General features: G+C 72.1%; 24 protein-coding genes and 1 tRNA gene. 9 read left to right on the top strand and 16 right to left on the bottom strand.

Annotated features, from left to right (window positions below; all coding sequences use genetic code 11):
- Positions 1-26: 26 nt before the first annotated feature.
- Both R2B38_RS13305 and R2B38_RS13300 read right to left on the bottom strand, forming a co-directional pair.
- On the bottom strand, positions 27-1283 hold the full coding sequence (locus tag R2B38_RS13305) for an NAD(P)-binding domain-containing protein (protein ID WP_318016421.1): 1257 nt from the start codon (positions 1281-1283) through the stop codon (positions 27-29).
- Positions 1283-2593 carry an ATP-grasp domain-containing protein gene (locus tag R2B38_RS13300; protein ID WP_318016420.1) on the bottom strand — a complete coding sequence of 437 codons (1311 nt, stop codon included), beginning with the start codon at positions 2591-2593 and terminating at the stop codon, positions 1283-1285. Before R2B38_RS13300 ends, R2B38_RS13305 begins: the two co-directional genes overlap by 1 nt.
- A 153-nt stretch (positions 2594-2746) precedes the next feature.
- On the opposite strand from R2B38_RS13300, the gene R2B38_RS13295 reads away from it, so the two are divergent.
- Entirely contained in the window at positions 2747-4036 is a 1290-nt protein-coding gene (locus R2B38_RS13295; protein WP_318016419.1) for a glycoside hydrolase family 26 protein, read from the top strand.
- A 22-nt stretch (positions 4037-4058) separates the two neighbouring features.
- On the opposite strand, the gene R2B38_RS13290 is transcribed toward R2B38_RS13295, so the two are convergent.
- The 9 genes from R2B38_RS13290 to R2B38_RS13250 form a co-directional block, all read right to left on the bottom strand.
- Complete coding sequence (locus R2B38_RS13290) at positions 4059-5153, bottom strand: GNAT family N-acetyltransferase (protein ID WP_411978448.1); 1095 nt, start codon at positions 5151-5153, stop codon at positions 4059-4061.
- A 5-nt stretch (positions 5154-5158) separates the two neighbouring features.
- On the bottom strand, positions 5159-5791 hold the full coding sequence (locus tag R2B38_RS13285; RefSeq protein WP_318016417.1) for a lipopolysaccharide biosynthesis protein: 633 nt from the start codon (positions 5789-5791) through the stop codon (positions 5159-5161).
- The gene (locus R2B38_RS13280) at positions 5788-6942 is read right to left on the bottom strand and encodes a glycosyltransferase (RefSeq protein WP_318016416.1); all 1155 of its coding nucleotides are present in this window, start codon (positions 6940-6942) and stop codon (positions 5788-5790) included. The genes R2B38_RS13285 and R2B38_RS13280 overlap by 4 nt, the downstream gene beginning before the upstream one ends.
- A complete protein-coding gene (locus R2B38_RS13275; RefSeq protein WP_318016415.1) occupies positions 6939-7697 on the bottom strand; it encodes a polysaccharide deacetylase family protein in 759 nt (252 codons plus the stop codon). Before R2B38_RS13275 ends, R2B38_RS13280 begins: the two co-directional genes overlap by 4 nt.
- Entirely contained in the window at positions 7681-9393 is a 1713-nt protein-coding gene (gene murJ, locus R2B38_RS13270) for a murein biosynthesis integral membrane protein MurJ (RefSeq protein ID WP_318016414.1), read from the bottom strand. Before murJ ends, R2B38_RS13275 begins: the two co-directional genes overlap by 17 nt.
- Positions 9390-10706: an O-antigen ligase family protein gene (locus R2B38_RS13265; RefSeq protein ID WP_318021668.1), complete on the bottom strand. Its 1317-nt coding sequence runs from the start codon at positions 10704-10706 to the stop codon at positions 9390-9392. The genes murJ and R2B38_RS13265 overlap by 4 nt, the downstream gene beginning before the upstream one ends.
- 84 nt (positions 10707-10790) lie before the next feature.
- Positions 10791-12212, bottom strand: coding sequence for an exopolysaccharide biosynthesis polyprenyl glycosylphosphotransferase (locus tag R2B38_RS13260; RefSeq protein ID WP_318016413.1), 1422 nt, complete (start codon positions 12210-12212; stop codon positions 10791-10793).
- A complete protein-coding gene (locus R2B38_RS13255) occupies positions 12209-13384 on the bottom strand; it encodes a glycosyltransferase (RefSeq protein ID WP_318016412.1) in 1176 nt (391 codons plus the stop codon). Before R2B38_RS13255 ends, R2B38_RS13260 begins: the two co-directional genes overlap by 4 nt.
- Before the next feature lie 54 nt (positions 13385-13438).
- Complete coding sequence (locus R2B38_RS13250) at positions 13439-14518, bottom strand: DUF3344 domain-containing protein (RefSeq protein ID WP_318016411.1); 1080 nt, start codon at positions 14516-14518, stop codon at positions 13439-13441.
- 253 nt (positions 14519-14771) lie between these two features.
- Between R2B38_RS13250 and chpG the strand changes: the two genes are divergently transcribed.
- The 7 genes from chpG (at position 14772) to R2B38_RS13215 (ending at position 19364) form a co-directional block, all read left to right on the top strand.
- On the top strand, positions 14772-15011 hold the full coding sequence (gene chpG / locus R2B38_RS13245) for a chaplin ChpG (RefSeq protein WP_019065678.1): 240 nt from the start codon (positions 14772-14774) through the stop codon (positions 15009-15011).
- Between the two features lie 260 nt (positions 15012-15271).
- Complete coding sequence (locus R2B38_RS13240; protein ID WP_318016410.1) at positions 15272-15988, top strand: hypothetical protein; 717 nt, start codon at positions 15272-15274, stop codon at positions 15986-15988.
- Between the two features lie 267 nt (positions 15989-16255).
- Complete coding sequence (locus R2B38_RS13235) at positions 16256-16546, top strand: hypothetical protein (RefSeq protein WP_033284544.1); 291 nt, start codon at positions 16256-16258, stop codon at positions 16544-16546.
- A 127-nt stretch (positions 16547-16673) separates the two neighbouring features.
- Positions 16674-17171: a DUF5949 family protein gene (locus tag R2B38_RS13230; protein WP_318016409.1), complete on the top strand. Its 498-nt coding sequence runs from the start codon at positions 16674-16676 to the stop codon at positions 17169-17171.
- Positions 17172-17370: 199 nt separating this feature from the next.
- Entirely contained in the window at positions 17371-17889 is a 519-nt protein-coding gene (locus R2B38_RS13225; RefSeq protein WP_033284546.1) for a hypothetical protein, read from the top strand.
- Between the two features lie 190 nt (positions 17890-18079).
- Positions 18080-18514 (top strand): tyrosinase family oxidase copper chaperone, encoded by a 435-nt coding sequence (locus R2B38_RS13220; RefSeq protein WP_318016408.1) that lies wholly within the window; start codon positions 18080-18082, stop codon positions 18512-18514.
- Positions 18498-19364, top strand: a complete 867-nt coding sequence (locus tag R2B38_RS13215) for a tyrosinase family protein (protein WP_318016407.1) — start codon at positions 18498-18500, stop codon at positions 19362-19364. The genes R2B38_RS13220 and R2B38_RS13215 overlap by 17 nt, the downstream gene beginning before the upstream one ends.
- Before the next feature lie 102 nt (positions 19365-19466).
- Here R2B38_RS13215 and R2B38_RS13210 read toward each other — a convergent pair whose 3' ends face one another.
- Positions 19467-19769: a chaplin gene (locus R2B38_RS13210; protein WP_318016406.1), complete on the bottom strand. Its 303-nt coding sequence runs from the start codon at positions 19767-19769 to the stop codon at positions 19467-19469.
- Positions 19770-19964: 195 nt separating this feature from the next.
- Between R2B38_RS13210 and R2B38_RS13205 the strand changes: the two genes are divergently transcribed.
- Positions 19965-20510, top strand: a complete 546-nt coding sequence (locus R2B38_RS13205; RefSeq protein WP_318016405.1) for a DUF2087 domain-containing protein — start codon at positions 19965-19967, stop codon at positions 20508-20510.
- Positions 20511-20580: 70 nt separating this feature from the next.
- On the opposite strand, the gene R2B38_RS13200 is transcribed toward R2B38_RS13205, so the two are convergent.
- The 4 genes from R2B38_RS13200 to R2B38_RS13185 all read right to left on the bottom strand — a co-directional run bounded on the left by R2B38_RS13200 (position 20581) and on the right by R2B38_RS13185 (position 25953).
- Positions 20581-21540: a D-2-hydroxyacid dehydrogenase family protein gene (locus R2B38_RS13200; RefSeq protein ID WP_318016404.1), complete on the bottom strand. Its 960-nt coding sequence runs from the start codon at positions 21538-21540 to the stop codon at positions 20581-20583.
- A 53-nt stretch (positions 21541-21593) separates the two neighbouring features.
- Complete coding sequence (locus tag R2B38_RS13195) at positions 21594-23132, bottom strand: APC family permease (protein WP_318016403.1); 1539 nt, start codon at positions 23130-23132, stop codon at positions 21594-21596.
- A 623-nt stretch (positions 23133-23755) separates the two neighbouring features.
- Complete coding sequence (locus R2B38_RS13190) at positions 23756-25702, bottom strand: TerD family protein (protein WP_318016402.1); 1947 nt, start codon at positions 25700-25702, stop codon at positions 23756-23758.
- A 178-nt stretch (positions 25703-25880) separates the two neighbouring features.
- A tRNA-Arg gene (locus tag R2B38_RS13185) sits at positions 25881-25953 on the bottom strand.
- Positions 25954-26097: the final 144 nt, after the last annotated feature.

The following is a 26097-nucleotide window of genomic DNA, read 5'->3' as shown; positions in this document are numbered from 1 at the left end:
CGTCACCGCCCGGCACACCCGCGCCGTCAGCGCCGTACGAAGGCCGGCGCGCCCCGTCGGCCCGGTGCCGGGATCATGCCGCCGCGCGGCTCCGAGCGCAGCCGGCGTTCCACTCCCCGCACCAGCGCGCCCGCCGTGAACGTGGCGCCGTGCACGAAGCGCATCGCCGGGCCGAAGCCCGAGGCCGTCACCAGGCCCGCCATGAAGAGGCCGGGGTGCGAGGACTCGAAGTCCCGGCCGACCTCGGGGGAACCGTCGCCCACCGTGGCCAGGGAACCCCTCAACTCGCCGGAGAGCAGCCCGAGTCGGTTGGCCGTGGCCGTGAACCCCGTTGCCGCGATGACGTGTTCGGTGTCCAGGGAGCGCGTTCCGCCCACCCGGCTCACCGTCTCCAGGCGTACCCCGCCCGGCACCACGTCGGCCGCCGCGACCTCATGGCCGAGCAGCACCTCCACCGCCGGTTCGAACCGGTCCCGCACCCACCAAGCGCCCGCCGGACCAAGGGCGTTGGCTGCGATCCTGGCCCGGGTCGACTCCGGGAGGCGGCGGAAGAGGTCGGGGCGCTCGGAGTAGAACCAGTTGCGCCAGCCGGGGCCCAGGCCACTGTGCGGGGAGCGGGCCGACTGCCACCACGGGCGCTCCCACGCGGGCGGTACGTCGTTCCAGAAGAGTTCGTCGGCGCGTGCCAACACCCGTACCCGCGTGCCCTGTTCGGCGAGCAGCGCCGCCGTCTCCAGTGCCGCCTGGCCGCCGCCGATCACCGTGACGTCCTTGGCGCGGAACTCGTCCAGCGCGCTGTGGTGGCTGCTGTGCGAGACGAGGGAACGGCCCAACCCCCGCAGCGCGGACGGGATTTCGACGAACGGCATGACGCCGACCGCGAGCGCGACGGTCCGGGCGTGCAGCACCGTGCCGTCGTCGGTCACCGCCTCGAAGCCGCCGGGCACCGGCGCGATCCGCTCCACCGTCCGCTCGTCCACCTCCGGGACGGCGTTGCGCGCGAACCACAGGCCGTAGTCGGCGAACATCTCGACCGGGATCGGTTCCCCGTGCCGGGACTCCACGCCCTGGGTCGCGCAGTACCCGGCGAGCGGCCAACGGCCCTCAGGATCCGACAGGTTGGAGGCCCAGGGCTCCGACTTGAGGAACATCCCCCGGGGCATGTGGTCGCGCCAGGACGCCATCGGCCGGCCGAAGACGCGCAGGTTCAGCCCCGCGGCCGCGGCGTGGGACGCGATGGACAGGCCGTACGGGCCCGCGCCCACCACCAGCAGGTCGTACATCAGCAGCTGCTCGCTTTCTCGTCATCGCTCAACTCGGTCACCTTCGTCAACTCGGCGGGTTCGACAGGCCCGTTGGGGTTGCTCTCGCCCGCCTGCCGGACCACGCGCACCTCCGCCGTGCGCGGCGCCGGGGCCGTACCGCCCAGCCGCCCCCACACCTTGCGCAGCACATGCCGGCCCCACAGCCCCCACATCGCGCGGCCCGGTCCCGGGTCGTCCGGCGCGTGCCAGGCCAGCTCGCGTCCGCCGAGCGCCGGCCGCAGCGCGCTGAGCGGCGCGTAGTTCTCCACCACGAACACCCGCCCCGGCCGCGGCGAACCGTCCGGCAGCGGACGGTGGGTCAGGTCGAGGTGCAGGGCGCGGACGACGTCCAGGCCCGCGGAGTCGGCGAAGAGCCGGAACTGGGCGCCGGGCCGCGGGTTGAAGTCGAGCAGGTGATAGCGGCCGGTCGAGCCGCAGCGGCGGAAGTCCAGGTCGAGGATGCCCCGGTAGCCGAGCGAGGCGGTGAGCCGTTCGGCCAGCGCCTGCACCTGCGGGTTGGGCGTCCAGCGGCCCACCGCCGTCAGCCCCGCGCCACGCGGCCAGGCCCGCTGCTTGCGACCGGTGCCACCGCCGCGCACGGCACCGGACCGGTCGGCGTACCCGTGGAAGAACCAGTCGCGGTCCGGCCCTGGCGGCAGGAACGCCTGCAACAGGAGCCGGCTGCCCGCCTCCTCGGCGCGCAGGAACAACTCACGCGCCTCCTGCGCGCTGTGCACCACCACCGTGCTGCGCAGCCCGGTCCCGGCCGGCACCAGCCAGGGCCGGCTCCACTTCGCGACCACCGGCAGCCCCAGCTGCCACGCGAAGGTCGCGGCCTGCGCCGGGCTCTCCGGGATCAGCGTCACCGGGTGCGGGATGTCCGCGCCCGCGCACACCGCGGCCAGTTCGGCCTTGTCGGCGACCCGTTCGGACAGCGCGCCGGGCTGCTGCGGCAGCAGATAGGAGGGCGCGAGTTCGTCGCCGAGGCGGCCCACCGCGACGGCGCTCGCGTCGTCCATCGGGATCAGTACGGCGGGACGCGCGATCCGCGCCGCCACCCGCCGGAGCGTGCCGGCGATCTCGCCGGGAGACGCGCCGGGCGCCGGCGGGGGATGCATCTGGCAGACAAAGCGGGAGCTGCGTACGGGACTTCCGGCGGAGTCGGCGACCACATGCACCTCCACTCCCGCCCGGCCCAGCGAACGCACGGCACCCAGCGTTCCGTGGTGAAAGGGATTCCGGTCGATCCGCAACAGAACTGCGGGGACACGGATGTCGAGCAGCGACACGGACTGTTTCCTTCGGTTCGGTTCACCCGTGCGGGCGATGGAGGAACTCGGAAGCCGTAACGGCGGTGGCGTAATTCATATTCATATGACTGAGTGTCAGTAGAAGGAAAAGCAAAGTCGGCCCGAAGTACCAGAGTGGAGAGAGGAGCAGGCATGGCCCCACAGCAGCGACGGTCCCGAACCGCCCGGCTGGCCTTCATCGCGGCTACGGTCGCCGCGTCGGCGGCTTTCGCGTCGGGTCCCGGGTTCGCGGCGGGGGTGACGCGGGTCACCGATCCGCCTGCTCCCGTGACCACCCCACCCGCGACCACCACACCCACAACCACCGCATCCCCGACCACCGCACCCACGCCCACCGCGCCCACGAGCCCGGCCTTCGGTGCCTTCCTCGACTCCGGCGCTCGCGGTGTGGCCCGCATGGCCGCGCTGAGCAGCTGGCTGGGCGGGGCCGAACTGCGCGTCGGCCACACCTACCTGCCGGGCAACCAATGGAGCGACATCGAGGGTGCCCCCGGTCTCCTCGACGTGTGGGCGGACTGGCGGACCGAGAAGTCCGACCGGATGCTCGTCCTGAACGTGCCGATGCAGGAGCACAACGAGGACGGTGTCCCCGACTGGCAGGTGCGGCAGCTGCTCCAGCAGGGCGCGGCCGGTCAGTTCGATCAGCACTTCAAGGCCCTCGCCGAGCGGCTGGTCGACCTGAAGGTGCCGGACACGGTGATCGTGCTCGGCTGGGAGATGAACGGCACCACGTACACCTCTCGTTGCGGTCCTGACCCGGAGGCCTGGAAGAAGTACTGGGACAGGATCGTCACCACGATGCGCTCGGTGCCGGGCCAGAAATTCCGGTTCGACTTCGATCCGAGCCGCGGCCGGGACGCCGTTCCCTGGACGCAGTGCTATCCGGGCGACGACACGGTCGACATCGTCGGAATGGATTCGTACGACCAGCCTTCCGGGCTGACGTTCGACGAACAGGTGAAAGAGCCCTACGGACTTCAGGCACATGTGGACTTCGCCAAATCCCACGGCAAGCCCATTTCCTATCCTGAATGGGGACTCTTCCGTAACGGCGACAACGCGGAGTACATGAAGCGCATGCTCGCCTGGATGGACGAGCACAAGCCGCTGTACAACACGGTCACCGACTACTGCCCGCACGGTGTGTGGCAGTGCTCCCAGAACCCGAAGTCGTCCCAGGTCTACCGCTCGGTCCTGTTCGGCCGCACCGAGGACCCGACCCCGACACCGACCGCACCGGTGACACCGACGACACCCACGGCCCCGGTCACCCCGGAGCCGACGAAGCCTGCCACGCCCACCGCACCGCCCACCCCGGCGCACCCGGCCAACTGCTCGCCCGTGGAACTGGGCGACTGGGTCGAGTACTGGCTCGGCGGGAAGCTGTGCGTGAAGTTCGACTGGTGGCAGCGCGACCGCTGAACCAGAGGTGGCGGCGGGCCGCTCACGGTCCGTCGCCACCGCGTTCCCTCCATTTCCGCAGCAGCACCTTGCCCCGCCGGCGCGCGGCGACATCGCAGACGACCGCGGACATCAGCGGGGCAGTGCGCTTCCGCGCCAGCAACAGCCGCTGGTTGACGACCGGTTCGGGCCGCCAGTGGTGCTTGTACGGCTCGTCCCCGCGCAACAGGCTGAGCGTGCGCGGTTCGTCGGCGCCGGTGTGCTCGGCGCACGCGTCGAGCAGCATCACCGCCACATCCGCCTTCCGCTCCCGCAGCCGCGGATGCGCGCCGTAGAGATAACCGCCCGCGAGCCGCCGCGACAACAGCGTCAGATCTACGGCGACCACGTCCTCGTCCAGCCGGAACTCGGTGACGACGGCGTCCCCGGAGCGCACCATCGGCCCGACCGAGCGCACCAGGTGCTCGCAGAACCGGGTCTGGAGATGCTCGGACGTCACCTTCCGCCCCTGCCACTGGAGTTCGTGCAGTTCCAGCAGCCGCCGCAGCGCCGAGTCCACCCCGTCCGGCTGTACGACGTGCCGCTCCACGCCCAGCGCGGTCAGCTTGCGGAGCTTGGCGCGGACGCGCTGGGCCTTGGAGGAGGGGAGACGGGCGACCAGGTCGGCCATCGGTACGGCGGGCAGCTCCAGGCACAGCGAGTCGTGCACGCGGCGGCGCGGGCCGCGCCAGCGGTCGTAGACGCGCTCGACCGCGCCGCCGGGGCGCACCTCGCGGAAGTCGATCAGCGCGGTGCGGGCGGCGGACGCGAGGCCCTCGGTGAGCGCGGCGACGGCCGGGTCGCCGTGGTCGTCGTCCAGCAGGACGTCGCCGTAGTCGGAGATCGCGCCGCCGAGCGGGACCAGTGAGGGAACCGGGCTGCGGACGAGCATCAGGGGCGCCGCGGCGACGAGTTCGCGGCCGTTGCGCACAACGAGCAGACGCAGACGGCCCGTTCGGCCGTACGACAGCCACCAGGAGTGCAGCCAGGCGTGGGACTGGAACGGGGTCGCCGCGCCGCACTTCTGGTACAACCGGCCCCAGGCCGGGGCGAGTTCGGCGAACTCCTGGGCGTCGGTGACGAGTTCGGCCGAGTACACCGGTGTCACAGGACGTCGGCCGCGGTGGCCGGGCTGGGCACGGAGGCGGGGCGGCCGGTCTCGTCGGTCGTGCGGCGCGGGCGGACGAGCAACAGCAGGCCGCCGAGGAGGCCGCCCGCGCTCGCGCCGACCAGGCCGGTCACCGCGGCCGAGGCCGCGGTGGGCGCGGCGGGCCTGATGGCGCGGGCGAAGGTCTGGAGTTCGACGTGGGTCGAGGCCTTCGCGTCGTTCGCGTGCACGGTCAGCGAGCGGGACACCGCGTTGGCCATGTCGGCGGCGAGGTCGGCGCGCGAGGAGGTGGCCGTGACGGCGACCATCGGCGCGTCCGGCGAGGTCGCCGTCTGCACGCTCGACTGGAGCGTCTTCACCGGCACGCCCGCCCACACCTGCGCGTCCCCGAGCACCGCGAGCTGGGTGGCGACCCGGCCGTAGGCCTGCGCGAAACCGAGCGCGGTGGACGAGTCGGCCTTGTCGGTCGGTACGGCGATGACGTAGCTGGTGGCCGTGTACGTCGGGGTCTTGACGACGCCGTACGCGCCGCCGAGCAGGCCGCCGGTCACGGCGCCGGCCGCGAGGAGGGTCCAGGCCGGGAGGGCTTTCGCGCGGCTGAGGGGGAGGTGCTGTCGGATCTCGGTCATGAGGAACTGGCTCCCTGGGGTGCGGGGGACGGCGACGAGGTGGAGACCGCGGCCGCGTACACGTCCATGAGGTGGGCGGCGCTGCGGGTGATGCAGTAGTGGTGGGCGGCGTCCGGGGCGGTGCGCGGCCGCGGGCCCCGCGCGCGGGCCGCCGCCAGCGCGCGGGCGAAGACCTCGGGGCCGCCCTGCACCCGCCGGGCGTCGGTCGCGGCCTGCGGGGGGAGGTCCTCGATGGCGGGGCAGGAGGCGTAGAGCACGGGCAGCCCGGACGCCAGTCCCTCTACGACCGCCAAGCCGAAGGCCTCTTCGGGGGACGGCGAGGCGAGCAGGTCCATCGCGGCGGTGAGGGAGGGCAGGTCGGGGCCCGGGGTGCCGTCGGGTGTGTAGGGGCGTTCGCCGGTGAACAGCACCCGGTCGGCGACCCCGCAGTCGTGCGCCGTACGGCGCAGGAGGTTCTCCTCTGTGCCGCCGCCCACCAGCAACAGCCAGTAGTCGGAAGGGAGTTGGGTGAGGGCGCGGATCAGGACGTCGAAGCGTTTGCCGGCGGCGAGACGGCCGATGCCGCCGATGACGTACGCGCCTTCGGGGAGGCCGAGGCGCTGGCGGGTGCGCAGGCGTTGGACCGGGTCGAAGCGGAAGCGGTCCAGGTCGATGCCGTTGGGGACCACTTCGATGCGCGGGCCCGGCACGCCCCAGCGCTTCAGGCGTTCGGCGACCGTGGGGGACACGGCGACCGTCGACCGGCCCAACCGCTCGCTGGCGAGGTACAGGGCGCGGACCCCGGCGCTGAGGTCGCGGCCCTCCATCTGCGAGTCGCCCAGGGAGTGTTCGGTGGCGACGACCGCCTTCACACCCGCGATCCGGGCGGCGAGCCGGCCGTAGACGCAGGCGCGGTAGAGGTGGGTGTGGACGAGGTCGTAGCCGCCGGTGCGGATGATTCTGACCAGGCGGGGGAGGGCGGCGAGGTCGCGGTTGCCGGTCATGCCGAGGTGGAGGACGCGCACTCCGTCGGCGGTCAGGCCGTCGGCGACCGCGCCCGGGTTGGTGAGCGTCACGACGTCGCAGTCGACCGGCAAGTGGCGGATGAGTAGGCGCAGTTGCTGCTCCGCGCCGCCGACGCCGAGGCCGGTGATGATGTGCAGGGCCTTCATGCGAGCCCCTCCACCGGGCGGCGGCGCAGGCGGTGCAGCCGGTACTTGAGGAAGAGGCGTACGGCGGTGTCGTTCTGGCCGATGTGGACGCGGGGGAGGGCGTGCGGGCCGTTGAGGTCGCCGGGGTCGATGGCGCAGGCGTAGGTGTAACCGGCCTCGCGTACGGCGTCCATGGCGCGGGAGTCGATCGTGCCGTAGGGGTAACAGAAGCCGTCGACGGGGGAGTTGAGCAACTCCTGGAGTCTGGAACGGCTTTCGGCGACTTCGGCGTGCAGGGTGTCGTCGTCGGCCTTGGTGAGGTCTACGTGGGTGAGGCCGTGCGAGCCGATCTCCACGCCCTCGGCGGCCGCTTGGCGGATGCCGTCGGCGGTGAGGAGGGGCTTGCGGGGGCCCTGCGGGTCCCAGGCGTTGTCGCCGCCGAGCCTGCCGGGAAGGACGAAGAGGGTGGCGCCGCAGTCCCAACGGGCCAGCAGGGGAAGGGCGTTGGTGACGAAGTCGGCGTAGCCGTCGTCGAAGGTGAGACCGACCAGGCCCTGGCCCGCGCCCCGGGCGCGGGCGGCGAGCAGGTCGGCCATGGACACGCCCCGCAGACCGCGCCTGCGCAGCCAACTCAGCTGCTGGTCAAGGCGGTCGGGGGTGACCGTGATGCGGTAGGGGTCGTCGGAGCAGTCGCCCACGGAGTGGTACATCGCCACCCACGGGACCGGGCCCGTGGCGCGTCTGCCGGTGGTCGGGGAATCAACGGGAGCGGCCATGGATGAGCCTTCGTGTGATCGAGCGTACGGTTTCCAGTGCGGGTGCGAAGCCCTGGGCGCCCAGGGCCCAGCCGAGCAGGACGAAGACGACGGTGACGGTCGTGCAGCCGGCGGTGAGACCGAGCAGCGGCGAGGGCAGCGCGTGGGCCACGAACGCCCCCGCGATCGTGGCGACCACGGCCGCGCGCACGGGCCGGCTGAGCTCGGTCAGGACCTGCCGGGTGCGGAGCGGGACACTGCGCGGGCCCGATCCGTAGAGCAGGAGTACGGCGGTGAAGGTGATGCCGGTGGCGTTGGCCACGGCGATGCCGATGACGCCCCAGGGGCCGACCGTCCAGGCGCCGATCCAGGTGGTCACGACGATGCCGGCGGCCATCGCGCCGACCGGGTACCAGGTGGGGCGGCCCGCCGAGAAGTAGGAGCGGACCAGGACGCCGACCAGGGTCTGGCCGAGCAGTCCGAGGGCGTACACGCGCATCACGCCGGCCGTGGCAGCGGTGTCGTGGGCGGTGAACGCCCCGCGCTGGAAAAGGAGTTGGATGATCTGCGGGGCGCAGGCGATCACCGTGGCGGCGCCGAGCAGGACGAGGCAGGCGGCGAGGGCGAGGTCCCGCTCGACGCGGTTGCGGGCCTTCTCCGTGTCGCCCTCGGCGAGCGCCCGCGCGACCACCGGGAAGGTGACCGTGCACAGCATCAGCGACAGCACCATCGGCATCTGGGCGACCTTCTGCGCGTAGTTCAGGTGCGAGATGGCGCCGGCGGGGAGGTGCGAGGCGAGGAAGCGCTCGATGAGGACCTGGGACTGGCGGCAGAGTGCGAAGAGAAGCACGGTGGCCATCAGGGCGAGGTTCATCGGGCGGGGTTCGGCGGGGCCGGTGTCCGCGTCCGGGGTGGTGGGCTTGTGGCTCGTCAACTGGCGCCAGAGGGCCGGGAGTTGGGTCAGCACCATGAGGACGCCGCCGCCGGCCACGCCGAGGGCCGCCGAGCGGACGCCCCAGTGGGCGCCGAAGGCGTACATCCCGGCGATGATGCCGATGTTGTACGCCACGTAGATCGCCGCCGGGGCCACGAAGCGGCGGTGGGCGCGGAGGGCCGCGCTGCAGTAGCCGGCCAGGCCGAAGCTGAGGACGCAGGTTGCGGTGAGGCGGGTGCAGCTGATGGCCAGCGCGGGGTTCGGGAGGCCGGGGGCCAGGGCTTCGACGAGGTAGGGGGCCGTGCCGATGAGGAGGGCCGATACCGCGATGAAGGCCAGGGTCAGGCGGGGGAGGGTGGTTGCCACCAGGGTGCGGACCGGGTCGCCCGGGGTGCCTTGGGCTCTGCGGGCCAGGGCCATGCTGAACGCGGGGATCAGGGCGAAGGCGAGACCGTCCTCGATCAGGAGGGTGGCGGCGAATTCCGGGATCGTCCAGGCGATGAGGAAGGCGTCTGTTTCGCTGCCTGCGCCGAAGAGGCGGGCCAGGGCCTGGTCTCTGGCGAGGCCCAGGAGGGAGCCGGTGATGGAGAGGACGGCGGTGATCAGTGCGGCTTTGGCCAGGAAGCGGCGGGAGTCTGGGGCGGCGTCTTCTGGTGAGGGGGTCGGGGGTGGGATCAGGGGTGGTTCGGTGGGGTGTTGAGTGCTGCGCCGTTGGGGCTGGGCGCGCAGTTCCCCGCGCCCCTTTGGGGCGCTCTCCCTTGGGGTGTTGCCCGTCACCGTCATGGGGCCAGGGCTCCCTCGGCGGGTGCGCGCACCGGAATCGCCGCATTCGGCTGCTTCTCCATGTTCGCGCCCACCAAGGACCACCAGGCCGCCAAGCCGAAGACCACCGCCGTGAGGACTGTTGACGGGCCGCCGATGTCTGCGTAGACGAAGTCGATCAGCTGCCAGGTCAGGAGGCCGGTGGAGACCAACGCGCAGTCCAGGCCCGGGAGTTCGGTGCGGTGGACTCGGAAGAGGCCGCGCAGTGCGCAGACCAGGAGGGCCAGCCAGCTGCCGGCGAGGCTGAGGAGGCCGATCAGGCCCTGTTCGCTCAGGACCAGGAGGTACATGTTGTGGGGGGAGAGGAGGGGCTGCTTGAGGAAGGCCGCGCCCGCGCCCTCCGTGTCGCTGCCTGAGGACAGGGCCAACGAGGCGTTGCCGTCGCGGTGTTCGGGGAAGCCCTTCAAACCGACGCCGGTCAGGGGGTGTTCGCGCCACATCGCCGTGGCCGCGGCCCACATCGTGTAGCGGTCGATCACCGACTGGTCGGGGGCGTCGGTGACTTGGGTGATGCTGTCGATCCGCTCCTGGAGCATGGCCGTACCGACGCCGAAGCCGCCCACCAGGACGATGCCCGCCGCCGTCACCGCCGCCGCCACCTTCAGGGCTCGGCGCAGGCCCGCCAGGGCCAGGAGCACCGCGCAGGTCGCGGCCGTCGCGATCCAGGCGCCCCGGCTGAAGGAGAGGGCGAGGGGGATCAGGAGGGCGAAGGCGCAACACGTCGCAACTGCCCGTTGGCGTACGTCATTTCGGCCCAGGGCCAGGGCCAGCGCGCAGATCAGGCCGAAGGACACCACCGTCGCCATGCCCATCACGTCGGTCGGGCCGAAGGTGCCCACCGCGCGGATGTCCTCGCCCTGGTAGGAGGCGCCGGTCGCGGTGACGTACTGCTTGACGCCGATCGCCCCCTGCCACACCGCGAGGGACACGAACGACCAGGCCAGGACGCGGAAGTCGCGGCGGTCGCGGATCAGGAGGACGACGGCCGCGGGGACCAGCACGAAGATCTGGAGGTAGCGGCCCAGGCCGCTCAGGCCCGCGCCCGGGGAGGACGCGCCCATCGCGGCGATCGACAGGCCCAGGACCGGAAGTCCCATGACCGCTACGGCAGTTGGGGTCAGCGGGCGGCTGCGGTCGCGCAGGAGCCGGATACCGCAGTACAGCACCACCAGGCCGGAGACCGCGTCGGCCGGGCCCGCGCCGCCCTCGCCCGGGGTGAGCGGCAGGCCGAGCAGGGCGATCACGGCGATGACCGGGAGGACGGGGGCGAACATGCGGACGCGGTGCGGCACGGTTCAGCTCCCCGTCGGACGTACGGGCGGGACAGGGGCGTTCATACGGGCTCGGTGGTTCACGGCTCAGCTCCCGGTCGGACGTACGAGCGCGGTCACTGTGCGGGCCAGGATGCAGATGTCCTGCCACAGCGACCAGTTGTCGATGTACGCGTTGTCGAACCGGCAGCGGTCCTCGATCGAGGTGTCGCCGCGCAGCCCGTGGATCTGGGCGAGGCCGGTGATGCCGGTCTGCATCCGGTGGCGGGCCGCGTAGCCGGGGTAGGTCTGGCTGAACTGCGCGACGAAGTACGGGCGTTCGGGCCGCGGGCCGACCAGGCTCATGTCGCCCCGGAACACGTTCCAGAGCTGGAGCAGTTCGTCCAGCGAGGTCTGGCGCAGGAAGCGGCAGAAGCGGCTCATCTGCGGCTCGCGCGCGATGTTCCAGCGGGTCGCCGCCTCGTGCTCGTCGACCGGGCGGTGCGTGCGGAACTTCAGCAGCGTGAAGGGGCGGCCGTCCTTGCCGATGCGCTCCTGGCGGAAGACGACACCGCGTCCGTCGGTGAGGCGGAGGACCACCGCGCACACCAGCAGCAGCGGGCTGACGAGGAGGAGCAGGGTGCCGGACGCCAGCACGTCCAGTGCCCGCTTGCCGAGGCTGCCGGACCGACGCGACCCCAACTCCAGCCTGCGGCAGGCGAATCCGGCCAGCTGGTCACGCATCTCGTACGACGGCGAGTCGGCGTCGACCTCCCAGACCACACAGCCCGACTCCGCCAACGCCCGCAGCAGCGGCCCGCGTTCGGACCGTACCGAGGGATGCACGGTGAGGACGGCCCGGACGCCGTTCTGGATGAGGGCCCGCTCGACCTCCTCGCCGGTGGTCAGGACGGGCAACCCCTCGGTGCCGTCCGGGTGTTCGGCGACGATGCCGATCGGCTCGATCCCGCACTTCGGGTGCCGTAGCACCGCCGCCGCCACGCGTTGCGCGGTCGCCGCCGGGCCGATCACCAGGGCGGCGCGGGGGCGGTTGAGGAGGGCCTTGCGGCGGCGTCGGTGCACCGCGCCGCGGGCCACGCAACTCGCCGCCGACTGAAGGGCGAAGCCCAGGAGAAGCGTGCGCGGGGAGAGGGCGCGGTCGGGGGCGTAGGCCGCGGTGAGGGTGCCGAGGGCGAGCCAGGCGACGGCGATCCGGCCGCAGACGGCGGGGAGTTCGTCGAGGACGCGCGGTACGGCCCCGGGAAGGTTCGGGCGCAGCAGTATCGACCCGGCGATCAACAGGGCCACCAGGAGCGGTCTGCGCTGGCTGCCGGTCAGCGCGAGAGCGCCCACCAGCGCGGCGGTGAGATCCGCGCCGAGCAGCGGCAGCGGCGAGGCCGGCCGTGCGGGCGGGCGGCGGACCGGGAACCGGAAACCGCCGCCGGTGCGGCGGGGGATGACCGAGACGTTAGAGAATCCGTGGTCCCGTGGCTGTCCGCCGGGGGAGGGGACGGTGCTTTCCGCGGTCACGAGTGGATGGACTCCCTGCACTCGGTGGGCACGACGGGTTTGCCGCCGAGGAGATCGCGATAGACCTCCGCGACCGCCTCGGCGGAGTGCCGCACGTCGTGCGTGGACTGGACGTACCGGCGTCCCTGGTGGCCGAGGGACTCGCGCAGCAGCGGATCGAGCAGCAGCTCGGCGACGGCCCCGGACAGCACCGCCGGGTTGTCGGGCGGGACGAGGCAGCGGGGTGCGTGACCGGGCGGCAGGCTCTCGCGGGCGCCCGCGACATCCGTGACGACGACGGGCCGCCCGCAGGCCATCGCCTCCAGCGGGGCCAGCGCCATGCCCTCCCAGCGCGAGGGCAGGACCACCAGGTCGGCGGCCTGGTACCAGGGCACGGCATCGGGGACGGCACCCGCGAACAGGACGGAATCCGGGGCGAGTTGGCGCAGTGCGGTGCGGTCGGGGCCGTCGCCGACGAGCACCAGCCGCGCCTTCGGCACCCGCCGGACCACCTCGTCCCACGCCGTCAGCAGGACGTCCTGGCCCTTCTGCCGGCACAGCCGCCCGACGCAGACGACCAGAGGCGCCGCCGGGTCGACCCCGGCGAGCTGCTCGATGCCGGCCCGTACGGTGTCCACGGCCGCGGGGTGGAAGCGCTCGGTGTCGATGCCGTTGGGGATCACGCTCCAGCGGCCCCGGACCCCGGCCCGCAGCCCGGTCGCACGCTCCGCCTCGCTCACGCACACCGTCCGGGTGGCCCAGCGCGCGCCCCAGCGTTCCCAGCCGGTGGCGAGCGTGGCGGTGACCCCGCCGACCGCCTCGAACGACCAGGCGTGCGGCTGGAACACGGTCGGGATCCGCCCCCGCACCGCGAGCCGCCCGGCGAGTCCCGCCTTCGCGCTGTGCGCGTGCACCAGGTCGGGCCGCACCTCCGCGACCACCCGGGCGAGCCGCCGTACCTCGGAGACGAGCGCCGGACCCGGGGAGCGGGTCGCCTCCCACAGGCTTACGTCGGCGCCGAGCGCCCGGGCTCCGTCCGCGAGGCCGCCGCCGGCGGGGCAGGCGACGGTGACGTGCAGGCCGGACGCGAGCTGGGCCCGCGTCAGATCCAGGACGACCCGGGCGACCCCGGCGTCCACGGGCTGGGCGAGGTGCAGGACCCGTGGCCGAGGGTCGGTTGCTGGCTGGTGCATTGCGCGGTTTCCTCGCTCACGGGTGGCGCTCGGGACTGCGGGCGGGAACGCGCCTCACTGCTGGGCGTCGACGGCGACGAAGAGCGCCCCGAACCACGCCGCGTCCCGCTGGGAAACGAGCCGGAAGGCCAGCTGGTCACCGCCAGGACGCAGCGCCTTGCCGAGATCGAACACATCGGAGTCGTAGCCGAGGGTGTTCGCATACGCGGGCGCACGCTCCGAAGGCGCCGTCGCCGGGTCGCTGATCGTGGAATTCAGCACGTCGTCACGGGGGTTGGCACCGTCACCGAGCGCGGTGGCGTTCGTACGACCGGTCGAGAGTGTGAGCGAATCCCCGGTGCGGCCGCGATCCCCGTTGTACGCCACCACGCCCGCGCGTCCCCCGGCGTGCGCGGGCGCACGCACGCCGCGCATCCGGATCTCCGCGCCGGTACGGGAGTCCAGTGCGCCGAAGCCGTCCCACAACTCCAGCCGGCGCAGCGGCTCCTGCGGCTTCTCGTACGCGACCACCAGGGTCCAGCCGCCCCACGCGCCGGCCGCCGACTTGCCCATCGCGGTGTTGATCTGGGCCACGGTGTAGAGGCCCGAACCGCTCTCCCGGACCAGCTTCGTGACGTCCGCCGAGGCCTGGAACGCGTCCGCGCCGCCCGCCACCCGGTGTCCGACGACCGTGTCCGCGAGCACCGCCTTGTACGCGCCGCCGGGCTCCGCGATCAGCACCCGGCCGTTGTCCTTGGGCGGCTTCTGCTCGCCCACGCGGAGGTTGCCGCCCCAGTACAGGCGCGCGTACGTGGCCCGGGCGCCCTCGGGCAGCCGGACCTCCGCGCGGGAGGAGTTGTAGGTGTTGGGGTCGCTGTCGACGTCGACGTAGAACATGTCGAAGTCGCCGTTGACCGCGGACTGTCCCTCTCGTACGGCCGGGCAGGCGACCGAGTTCGCGCGGCAGCTGATGGAGGTGTTGGCCGCGCGCACGATGCCGCCGTGCTGGAGCGCGTGGTAGCGCTGGGCGAACGGGACGCGCTCGGCCTCGGTGGACGGGGCGGATGCTCCGGAGGCGGCGGGGGTCCAGATCGTGACGAGGGCGAGCGCGCCCGTCGACGTCCGGCGCAGCAGCGGACCCAGGGAATTGCGCATGACCGGAGGTGCCCTTTCGGGAAGTACGGCCCCTATGTGCGATCTGATGGCTATAGGGGTACTTCGGGAGGTGCGCAACTGTAGTAGCTATCCGGATTAATCCGGTGAAACGCGACAAGTGTGTCGGAATGGTGAAGTTCGGCCCTCGGGAGATCACCCCATTGGCGGCACAACCCCTTTGGGCGCCGCGCGTTGACACAGCGCCGGGCATCCCCGCCCGTCTGTTTGTTTCAACCCCAAGGAGCACCTCTCCATGTCGCGTATCGCGAAGGGCCTGGTCCTGACCTCCGTTGCCGCCGCCGCCATGGCGGGCACCGCCGGCATCGCCGCCGCCGACAGCGACGCGCACGGCGCGGCCGCCCACTCCCCGGGCGTGCTGTCCGGCAACGTCGTCCAGGTTCCGGTCCACATCCCGGTCAACGTCTGCGGCAACACCGTCAACGTCATCGGCCTGCTGAACCCGGCCTTCGGCAACACCTGCGTCAACGACTGACGTCCGCGCGCATCACTTCGTCCGGCCGTTCTCCCGTGGTCTCTCCACGGGGGGGCGGCCGGTCGGCGTTCGGGGGTGTTGCCCCGAATGGGCGGTAGCGGTCCCGGTCCGGCGCTTCGGTCTTGACATGGCCCTCACCAGGCACGACGTCGACCGGGCGGCTGACGGATGGTCACCCGGCGCGTCCGACCGGTTGCAGATGGTGGTGAGCGCTTTCACGGTGGGCTCAAGATCCGAAGCACCACCGAAAGGAAACACCCATGCGTGGTCTGCCCGCACGGCGCGTCGCGTCCTCCGTGCTCTGTGCCACTGTCCTGATCGGAATCGCCGGCCCCGCGGCCGTCGCGGCCGACAACGACTCGGCGCGGAAGCACGTCCACGCCGCGTCGAGCGCGCCGGTCCCCAACGCTGACGCGCTGCTCGCCCCGGTCAAGAGCCTCGGCGGCCTCGGCAGCGTGCTCACCCCCGTCACCGACCTGCTGACCCAGGCGCTCAAGGCCGACAACGGCCAGCTCTCCGCCGACCAGGCGAAGACGCTGGGCGACGCGGTCACCGCGGCCGTCGCCAAGATCACCGCGGCGGCGCCGGCCGCTCCGGCGGTGCCCGCGGTTCCGGCCGCCCCGGCCGTGCCCGCGGCGCCCGCGCTTCCCGCCGTGCCCGCGCTGCCCTCGCTCAAGAGCGCCGACGACTCCAAGGCCAAGGCGCCCGCCGACCTCGCCGGTGACGCGCTCGCCTCCCTGCAGAAAGCGGTCGCCACGCTGCTCGCGGCGGTCACCTCCGGCGATGTCTCCGGCGTCGTCCCGGCGGTCACCGGTGTGGTGACGGGCCTCGTCAACGTGGTCGCGGCCACGCTGCTCGGCGGCGGTCTGCCCGCACCGAGCCTGCCGGGTCTGCCCGCGCTGCCGTCGCTGCCGTCGACGTCCTCGCTTCCGGCGGTGCCCGCGGTACCGGCGGTTCCGGCGGTTCCGGGCGTCTGACGCGAGCGGTCGCAGGGCACTCGCGGAGCAGACGTAGAGCAGTCGTAGAACGGCCGTCGGGCCGGTCCCTTTACGGGGGTCGGCCCGGCGGCCTTTCCGGTTCCACGGCCTTTTCATATGAGGATGGGAAACGCCGATGAGACACACACCGCATTCGGGTGGGCAGCAGAAAGTTTCTGCGCACGGGGTTTCCGCCCCGGCCGGAACTCGTTACACACGGCGACAGAATTCGCTCTGGTGACATGAGTTGCCGAAGAAAGGAACACGATGAAGTCCCTGAAGGCTGCCGCTGTCGTTGCCGGGTCCCTCGCCATCGCCGGTGCCGCCGCGCCCGCGTTCGCCTACAGCCCCGCCGACGTGACGCCCACCAGCCTCACCGGCGCCGTCAACACCCTCACCAGTGGTCAGCTCCAGCCCGCCGACGTGATGCCGCTGCAGCACCAGTCGGACGCGCTCGACACCGAGAACAAGGGCTCCGCGCTCAACACCCTCAAGGGTGCGACCGCCGCGCTGAACCAGCACAACCCGCTGCTCGGTGGTCTGCCGCTGCAGAGCTGAGTCTCCCCGGTGGTGTTCGAGGGGCGTCGCGAGGCGTCCCTCGTTCGTGTGGCGGGGCGCCCGCGCCATCGGCCGGACGGGTGAGAACGCGTCCGGTGGCCTTCCGGCCCGTCGATAAGGTCGCGCGGTGACCTCAACCTCAAGCGAAACGCGCCCCTTCCGCGTCGCCGACCTCGGCACCCTCGTCGTCCTGGCGTGGAGCGGCGAGGCCCCCGACGGGGACATGCCCTACCTCCTCGCCTACACCCTGGGCGACGCCGCGAACGGCCCCGAGGCCGCCAGCGCCGCCGTGGAACGGCTGCTGACCGACAACGGGCTCCCGGTCGGCGGCAACGTCGTCGACGGCGCCACCAAGCCCAGCCTGCCGATCACGATGCTCATCGAGTCCGGGCAGGCCGTCCTCAACATGCCGCAGCTCAACGCCCAGTGCGTGCCGCCGCCCGAGTGGCTCGCGGCGGTCGGCGAACGCGGCTTCGCCTACCTCGTGTTCACCACCCGCCCCTGGCCCGAGGCCGAACCGGGCAAGCCCGTCACCCCCGAGGCGCTGGCCGAGTTCGCGGGCTCCGAGGACACCCTGAACGCCGCCGCGCACATCATCCTGCCCGCCCGCAGCCTGCGCGGCTGACGACCGGACGGACGAGCGGACAGCGGGCGGGAATCCCGGTTCCGGCCCGCTGACGGGAAGCAACTTCCGGCCCGCTCACGGGAATTCCGGAAAGCTGATTACTACGGCACCCGGGGGAATCTTGAACTGATGCGCTGCCCGGCCTCGTTACCCGGTCAGCACGCAGAGCCTCCGAATTCCGAAAGGGACCGTACTCGAGATGAAGTCGACCACCCGAGGAACCATCGCCGCCGTCATCACGGCCGTGGCGGCCGCGACCGGCGCCGCCGTCGCGACCCCCGCCGCCGCGATCGGCACGGTCCCCGTGCCCGTGCCGCTCGAGGGTGCGGAGAGCGCCCTCGGCATGGAACTCCCCAAGCTGGGCGGGGAGGTGCCCGTGCCCATGCCGGGCTCGCCCGAGGGCCCGCGGTACGTCGAGGGCCGGCTCATCCCGGAGCGGGCCGTGCCCCAACTCCCGGTCCACGGCGGGCTGCCCGGCCTCGGCCTGCGCGCTCCGCTGCCGCACGTCCTCGGTGACGGCTTCGACCACGTCGGCGTCAGCACGCCCGCCTCCGACCTGCGCACGATGGCCCCCGGCCTGGCGCTGGACGTGCCGCTGACCCCGCCCAACCCCGACAACTTCGGCCTCCCGGACCTGAAGGCGCCCCAACTGGGCGTCCTGGCCCCGGTGTTGCAGACCGTGCCGGGCGCGGACCTGGTCACGGGCGCCGGCCTCTAGGCCGTAGCGCGGAGAGAACGAAGGCGCCGTAGCGCGGGAAGAACGAAGGCGGCCGCAGGGCCGGAGCGGACGAGGGCCCGGGTGGTGCGACCCGGGCCCTTCCGTCTGCCCGAGCACTGCGGAGGGTGACCGCACGGGCCGCCGATCGGTTAGCCCCTCGAACGAGCCGTACGGACGAGGGAGTTGGGCCATGAGTGTGAGCGTCGGTGGAGTACCCGTGGGCCGGGAGCCGGTCAGACCCGGGCCGGTGCGCGGGACGCGGCGGGAGGCGCTGCGCGGGGCGTTCGGTGCCGTGCTCGCCGTGGCCCTCGTGCCCGTCGTCGCGGCCTCGCGGCCCACGCGTTCCGGCGAGGACCCCGGGGACACCGCTTTCGACGAGACGTACCGGGGCCGTCGTATCCACGGTGTGCTGAGGGGGAGTTGGGAGGTGACGGTGGACGGGCGGCCGCTGCATCTGATGCGGCGGGCCGACGGCACCTGGCTGAGCATGGTCGACCACTACCGCTCGTACCCGACGGCTCTGGAGGCGACCCGCGCGGCGGTCGACGAGCTGAGCCCGGGCCGGGAGCTGAGCGAGGCGAACGGGCCGATGCACATGGGGGGAGACCATGGCGTACACGCGTAAGGACGTCAGCACACTCACGAGCGCCGAGAAGCGGCGGTTCGTGGCGGCGCTGCTGGAGGTCAAACGGCGGGGCGAGTACGACGAGTTCGTGCGCACCCACATCGAGTACTTCGTGCCCGACGGGGAGTACGGACTGCGCTCGGCGCACATGGCGCCCTCCTTCCTGCCCTGGCACCGGCAGTTCCTGCTGGACCTGGAGCGGGCGCTGCGCCGGGTCGACTCCTCGGTGACGGTGCCCTATTGGGACTGGACGCGCGAACGCTCCGCGACCTCCACGCCCTGGACCAAGGACCTGCTCGGCGGTACCGGGCGGCGCTCCGACCACCAGGTGACGACCGGGCCGTTCGCGTACGCGGCGGGCAAGTGGAAGCTCACCGAGAACATCACCGACGAGCCGTACCTCACAAGGGACTTGGGCCGGGCAGGCGCCCCGATCGCGCTGCCGACGAAGAGCGACCTGGACGGGGCGCTCGCCGATCCCGTCTACGACGTCTCGCCCTGGGACTCGACCTGCCGCACGGGGTTCCGCAACCGGCTCGAAGGGTGGGGCACCGGGGCCGGCAGCGCGTCCTGGCGCAACCACAACCGGGTCCACAAGTGGGTCGGAGGCGTGATGCTCGGCGGCGCCTCCGTCAACGACCCCGTGTTCTGGCTGCACCACGCCTTCATCGACCTGCAGTGGTCGCGCTGGCAGGCCAGGCACCGCGGCGCCCGCTACCTTCCGGCGAAGCCGCCGGGCGCGGGCGACGACCAGGAGGGGCGGGTCGTGGCACGGCAGGAGCGGATGCCGCCGTGGGACGTGACGCCGGAGCAGTTGGAGGACGTCAGCGCGATCTACCGGTACGCCTGACCGGTAGTGGATGTGCGGACATGGGGAGAGCCCCGGCGCCTGAGGTGCCGGGGCTCTTCGCGTACGTCCGTCCGCGCGTGCGGCCGAAAGCGTGCGGTCGAATCAGTGGCCGTAGCCGTTGCCGCCGTAGCCGCCCGGGCCGGGGTGGCCGGGGTGGCCGTGGCCGCTCACGTTGGCGCAGGTGTTGCCGAAGGCCGGGTTCAGCAGGCCGATCACGCTGATGGTGTTGCCGCAGACGTTGACCGGGATGTGGACCGGGACCTGCACGACGTTGCCCGACAGGACGCCGGGCGAACCGACGGCCGCACCCTGCGCGCCCGCGTCCGCCATGGCCAGGCCGGCGCCACCGAGCGCCACGGCACCCGTGCCGAGGGCGACGACGGCCACCTTCGCGATGCGAGACATCACGTTCTCCTTTGGTTCGATGAGTACGGCGGCAGGACTCGCCGCCGCACTTGGAGTTCAACGCGGCGGCGCATGGCTGGTAACGGCGCGGACGCGGGGATCACCTTTTTGAACACGGCTTCGAGCGCCGGGCGCGGATGTTCGACGGCGGAAATTCGCTGCCCCCCGCGGGCGGGTGTCCATTAGCCTCCGGACATGGCAACCGACCAACTGTTCCGTCTGTTCGCCGAGCAGAACCGTGTGCGCGCCTTCGCGGCGGTGGCCCTGGGGGCCGAGACCTCCGAGCAGGTCGCCGAGGTGGCGGGGCTGACCCCGAGGGGTACGGCCGTCGCCCTGCTGCGGCTGCGCGAACAGGGCGTGGTGAAGACCATGGACGACGGTGAACTCCGCGTCGACTACGACCTGTTCAAGAAGCTGGCCCGCGAGGACGCCGAGCCGGTCGAGGCCGGCCCGGTCACCGGCGACGAGCACACCGACATGATCCTGCGGACCTTCGTCCGGGGCGGCCGCCTCATCCGCCTCCCCGCCCAGTGGACCCGCAAGCAGGTGGTGCTCCAGCACATCGCCGAGCAGACCTTCGCCCCGGGCGTCGAGTACCCCGAGCGCACGGTCAACGAGAAGCTGCGCGCCTGGTGCGACGAGGGCGAGGTCGACCATGTGACGCTCCGGCGCTACCTCGTGGACCTCCACCACCTGCGCCGGAGCGAGGGCGTCTACCGGCGGCCGGCAGCGGCAGCGTGACGCGCGGGTCAGGCGTCAACTGCCGTACGGGCCTCGGTTTCTACGGCAGTTGTCGTAAGGGTCTCGGTTTCTACGGCAGTTGCCGTACGGGCGAGCCCGCCAGGTAGGCCTGGATGTTCTCGACGGCCTGGCCGTAGTACGTCGTGTAGTTGGCCCGCGACACATAGCCGAGGTGGGGTGTCGCGAGCAGGCGCGGGGCCGTGCGCATGGGGTGATCGGCGGGGAGGGGCTCGGTGTCGAAGACGTCGATCCCGGCGCCGGCGATCCGGCCCTCGCGCAGCGCGGCGAGCAGGGCGTCCTGGTCGACGATCGCCGCGCGCGAGGTGTTGATCAGATACGCGGTGGGCTTGAGCAGGGCGAGTTCGGCGGGGCCGAGGAGACCGCGGGTGCGGTCGCCCAGGGCGAGATGGACCGAGACGAAGTCGCTGTCCGCGAGCAACTCCTCCTTGGACGCGGCGAGTTGCACGCCGACCTCGTCCGCGCGCTCCTTCGTGAGGTGCTGGCTCCACGCGGTGACGCGCATGCCGAAGGCGAGGCCCACCTGTGCGACACGGCTGCCGATCCTGCCGAGCCCGAGCAGCCCGAGGGTACGGCCGTGCAGGTCGGCGCCGACCGTCTGCTGCCAAGGGCCGCCGCCGCGCAGGGAGTTGGCCTCATCGACGATCCCGCGGGCGAGGCCGAGCAGCAGCGCCCAGGTCAGTTCGACGGGCGGTGTCGAGGAGCTGGCCGTACCGCAGACGGTGACGCCGTGCGCCTTCGCGGCGGCGTGGTCGATGACCGTGTTGCGCATGCCGGAGGCGATCAGCAGCTTCAGGCGGGGGAGCCGGGCGAGGAGCGAGGCGGGGAAGGGGACGCGTTCGCGCAGGGTGACGACGATGTCGGCGGTGGCCAGGGCGGCGGCCAACTCGCCCTCGTCGTCGAGGTGTTCGCGCAGGCTCACGACCTCCACGGTGTCCTCGACGGGTGACCAGTCGGCGAGTTCGGTCGCCACGTTCTGGTAGTCGTCGAGGACAACACAGCGCAGGGGCACGGCGGTTCGGTTCCTTCTGTCGGTTCCCGGTTCTCCGGTGATCGACGGGAACGCTACTCCTTCGCGAGCGAGACCGAGTTGGCCGTCCGGGTCGGCTTGCCCAGGGCCCAGAAGAGGACGCCCAGGAGCATGAAGCCGAGGAGCGGTACGAGCTCGGTCAGCAGGTACTTCCAGCGTTCGGCGTGGGTCCAGCCGTCCGGGAGGTAGTCGGCGCCGAACCAGTGGTCGCCGAAACCGGGGGCGATCAGCTGCACGCTGGCGAACAGGATGAGCACGGTGAGGACCGTGCTGATGGTGCGGGGGAAGGGCGCCCTGTAGGGGCGGGGGACGTCCGGGGCCTTGCGGCGCAGGACCGCCAGGGCCGGGAAGATGCCCAGGTAGCTGACCAGCGTGGTGGACACGGCGAGACCGAGAACGGCGCCGAAGAGTTTCGCCGCGCTGCCGTTGGTCAGCTGGTGGGCCAGGACCAGGACCAGGGTGGAGACCAGGCCGCTGAGGATGTTGACCCGGACCGGAGTGCCGAAGCGGCTGGAGATGACGCCGAGGAAGCGCGGCGCGGCGCCGTCGTAGCCGGAGACGGCGAGGGCGCGGTCGGAGCCCATGACCCAGGTGACGCCGGAGGACAGCACCGTGAGGATGAACAGCACCGCGGCGATGTCCCCGAGGGCCGTGCCCGCGCCGCTGCTGGTGACGGTGCCGTCGGCTGCCACGTCACCGCCGTACACGGTGAAGACCTGGCGGATCGCGTCGAGGAAGCCGCCGAGGCCGGTGATGGCCTTGACCGGGAGGACGAGGAGGATGCCGAGGATGGGGAGGGCGTAGAGGAGGACGGCGAGGCCGGCGCTGCGGAAGATCGCGAAGGGGACGTCCTTCTGGGCGTCGGTCATCTCGTCGCCGGCGGTGTTGGGGAGTTCGAAGCCGACGTAGTTGAACATCAGGACGGGGACCAGGCCTACGAAGCCCGCGTACGTCGGGGAGAAGTCGCCGGGGCCGAAGCCGTGCAGGCCGTGCTTGATGCCGTAGATGACGACGGTGATCGTGAAGAGGCCGAGGAGGACGAAGCGGCTCCAGGCGCCGATGGTGGGGATCCACTTGCCGACGTCGAAGGAGAGGATCGCGGCGAGGACGCCGACCCAGATGAAGACGAGGGCGAAGACGTAGAAGGCGGGGGTGCTCAGGTCCTTGCCGTCGTTGAAGAAGGTCGTGAAGGCCGTGACGGCGGAGACGGCGAGGGTGCCGCCCAGCCAGACCGGGTTGGTGATCCAGTACAGGAAGTTGTTGACGGCACCCGCGAGGCGGCCGAAGGCCCGGCTGGTCCAGATGTAGGGGCCGCCCTCCTCGGGGAACGCGGCGCCGAGCTCCGCGATCAGCAGCGCCGAGGGGACGAAGAACACCGCGGCCAGCACGATGAGCCAGGTGAACGCCTCGGCGCCCTTCTTGGCGACCGTGCCGATCGTGTCCACGCCGACGATCGTGCAGAGCAGGAAGAACAGGATGTCGAAACGGCCGAAGTGCTTGCGCAGCTTCTGCCGCTCCGTCTGAGCGGCGGTCGGCGTGCCGGCCGGCTCGGAGGCGATCTGACCAGCGGCCACCGGGGCTCCTGCGGGGTAGTGGGGAGGGGGCGAGGGGCGAGGGACAGGGGACGGGGGTGGGGAGGGGCGGGATTCGGCCAATGATGAGTCGGCCTTGCCGAATCCCACAAGCGTTCGGGGCTAATTCTTGACCATTACGTATCCATCGGGACGTAACGGAAACCGGGCCGAAACACCGGCGTGTGCTCGGGGGTGGCGGAGGCGGAGTCCGCGTCGCCAACTCGTCGTCAGGGGTTGGCTGTTGGGGCGTGCGGTCTCCGGGGCCGTCGGGGGCGGGCGCCGTTCGAAGCCGGGGTCGGAAACGGGCGGACCGGACAAAATCCGCACGGGTGACTCCGCTCCGCATCCGGGCCGTCGCCAGGTCATCACCGGGGCATCACCGGGTCGGCGCTCCTCCGGCGCTCCGCGGGGAGGGCTGTCCGTCCTTCACTCGTTCGACGGTGTCGGGTTGCCGGGCCCCGGGCTCCTCGCAGGCTCGGGCCCGCCATCCTGAGCGGGGCGGCGGCCATGAGCGGCGCGGCTCGGAGCGCCTACGGCGGCACGTGGGCCGCGGGCGGACACGTGTTCTACGGCTCTACGGCGTGCTGTCCGCCTCCACCTCCCTTCCCCCGGGGTGCCACAGCTCAGTCGGCGATGTCGACCCCGTATCCGCGGGCGAGGGCGTCGAGGCCGTGGTCGTAGCCCTGGCCCACGGCGCGCAGGCGCCAGCGCGGGCCTCTGCGGTAGAACTCCGCGAGGAGCAGGGTGCGTTCGGTCGTCGCGGCGTCCAGGGTGGCCCGGGTGAGGGGCGGACCGCTGGTGCCGGGGGCCGCGCCGATCTGGAGCGGGCCGACCGTTCCGAAGGTGGCCGGGCCGTCGATGGCCGCGGCGACGACGACCTTGCGGGTCGCGGGCGGCAGGGTCGCGAGGTCGAGGGCGATGGTCTGTTCGGCGGGTCCGCCGGTGAGGAGCCGCACGGTGCCGGCGGGGTTCTCCGGGGCGCCGTAGAAGATGAAGTCCTCGTCGAAGGTGACCTGTTCGTCCTCGTCGAGGATGAACGCGACGACGTCGATCTCGCAGACCGACTGCGGAGCCCAGCTGACGGTGAGGTGCCACTCGGGTGCGGGTTCTGGTGCCGGTCCGGGCGCGGGTCCCGGTGCGGGTTCTGGTGCGAGTCCTGGCGCGGGTGTGCCGGATGGCATGGGCAGGTCGATGACGCCGCCCCTTGGCATCACGTGCGGTTCCTTCGGCCGGGCGGCCGTCGTGTTCGTTGTGTCCGACGCGTTCGGGGAAGTGAGCCAACTCGCTTCGTGCAGGGGGAGTTGGAGGGCGACGACGCGGTTCATGCGGCGGTCCTTCTCGCCGTCGGCTAGGACGACGACGTCGGTGACGCCGGCGGACAGGTTGACCGCCGCGGAACCGCCCAGTTCCACGACGCGGGTACGGGCCGCGGCGGCATCGGTGTGGTCGCCGCCGAGCACCAGTACGCGGCGGCCGGTCAGCGGTCTGGCCAAGTCGTGTGCGGGGGCGCCGGGTTGGCGGGGCGCGGGGACGGTCGTCGTGCCGGGGGAGGGGGCTGGCGGGGCGGGTGTCGAGGTGGATGATTCGGGTTCGGTGGCCTGAACTCCCGTCGTTGGTGATGGGGTTGGGGCGGAAGTGGTCGTCGCCTCATGCGCCGTCCCGTCCCGCACGTCGGCCAACAGCCTCAGAAACGTGGGCTCGTCGATGACCGGTACGCCCTCGGCGGCCGCGCGGCGGGCCTTCGTGGACCCGGACGTCGGCTCGTTGGTGACGAGCGCGCTGGTGTGACGGCTCACGGAGGTCATCATGTTGAGGCCGGCGGCGACGGCACGCCCGGTCAACTCGGCCCGGGCGTGGGCGGTTTCACCGGTTATGGTGATCTTCATGCCCTGCAGCAGCGGGCCGCCGGGGGCCATCCGGCCCGGATTGCGGTACGCGCACGGTGTCTTGGGCGGCTTCGGCGTGAACTGTGATTCCGCGCGCGGCGGGCAACTCACCAGCGGCAACGGCAGATCGAGCCGTGCCGCCTCGCGCAGCGACGCCCGCAGGATGCCGGCGAGCACCCGGGTGTCGTCCAGGGCGTCGTGGGCGCGCTGCTGCGGAACGCCGTAGTGGGCGGCCAGTGTGCCCAGTTTCATGTCGTCCGTGGGCGGGTCCACCTGACGATTTAAAGCCAATGTGCAGAGCCGCTGGGACACCGGCAGCCACATCCGCGCACGGGCGAACTCGTGGGCCAGGAAGTCGTAGTCGAACTGGGCGTTGTGGGCGACGAGGACCCGGTCCTGGAGCATCGCCCCGATCCGCCCGGCGACCTGGTCGAAGGTCGGAGCGCCCCGCAGCCGCTCGGCGGTCAGGCCGTGCACCTCCACCGGTCCCGGGTCGCACCCCGGGTCGAGCAGGGTGGAGAACTCCCCGGTCTGCTCGCCGTCCGGCCCGATCGTCACCACCGCGACGGCCAGCACCCGGTCCCGCCGGGCCACGAGCCCGGAGGTCTCCACGTCGACGAGGGCCCAGTCGCGGGCGTAATGGCCCGTGGCGGGCGGGCCGAAGGAGGCGGAGGCGAGACTCATGGCGTCAAGGATGATCCGGTACGCGGCTCTCCCTCAAGCTGCGTGCCGTTCTTCCCGGCTCTGGAAAGGGGTGCGGCCGACGCGGCCTTACGCCGCTGTGACGCCGTGCTCGCTATTATGCGCCTGACCAGCAAAAACGCCCTCCCGGAGGGAGGGCGGACACGGGATGTACGCGAAGCGCCCCCGGCAGGACTCGAACCTGCGGCCAAGCGCTTAGAAGGCGCCTGCTCTATCCACTGAGCTACGGGGGCCGGGTGTGTGGCCTCGGTCGTGGTGTGCCCGGGTGTGGGCCGGTCCGTGACGTTGCCGGGGACAAGGATAGGGCTCCCGGGTCCTTGTCCCTGTTGCTTCACCTCCGTGGCTCGATGTGGAGGTTCAGTGAAGCGGTCCTGATA

The sequence above is a fragment of the Streptomyces sp. N50 genome, assembly GCF_033335955.1.
Classification (GTDB): domain Bacteria; phylum Actinomycetota; class Actinomycetes; order Streptomycetales; family Streptomycetaceae; genus Streptomyces.
Note: the sequence above shows the minus strand (reverse complement) of the source record. Positions and strands in the feature narration are given on the sequence as shown.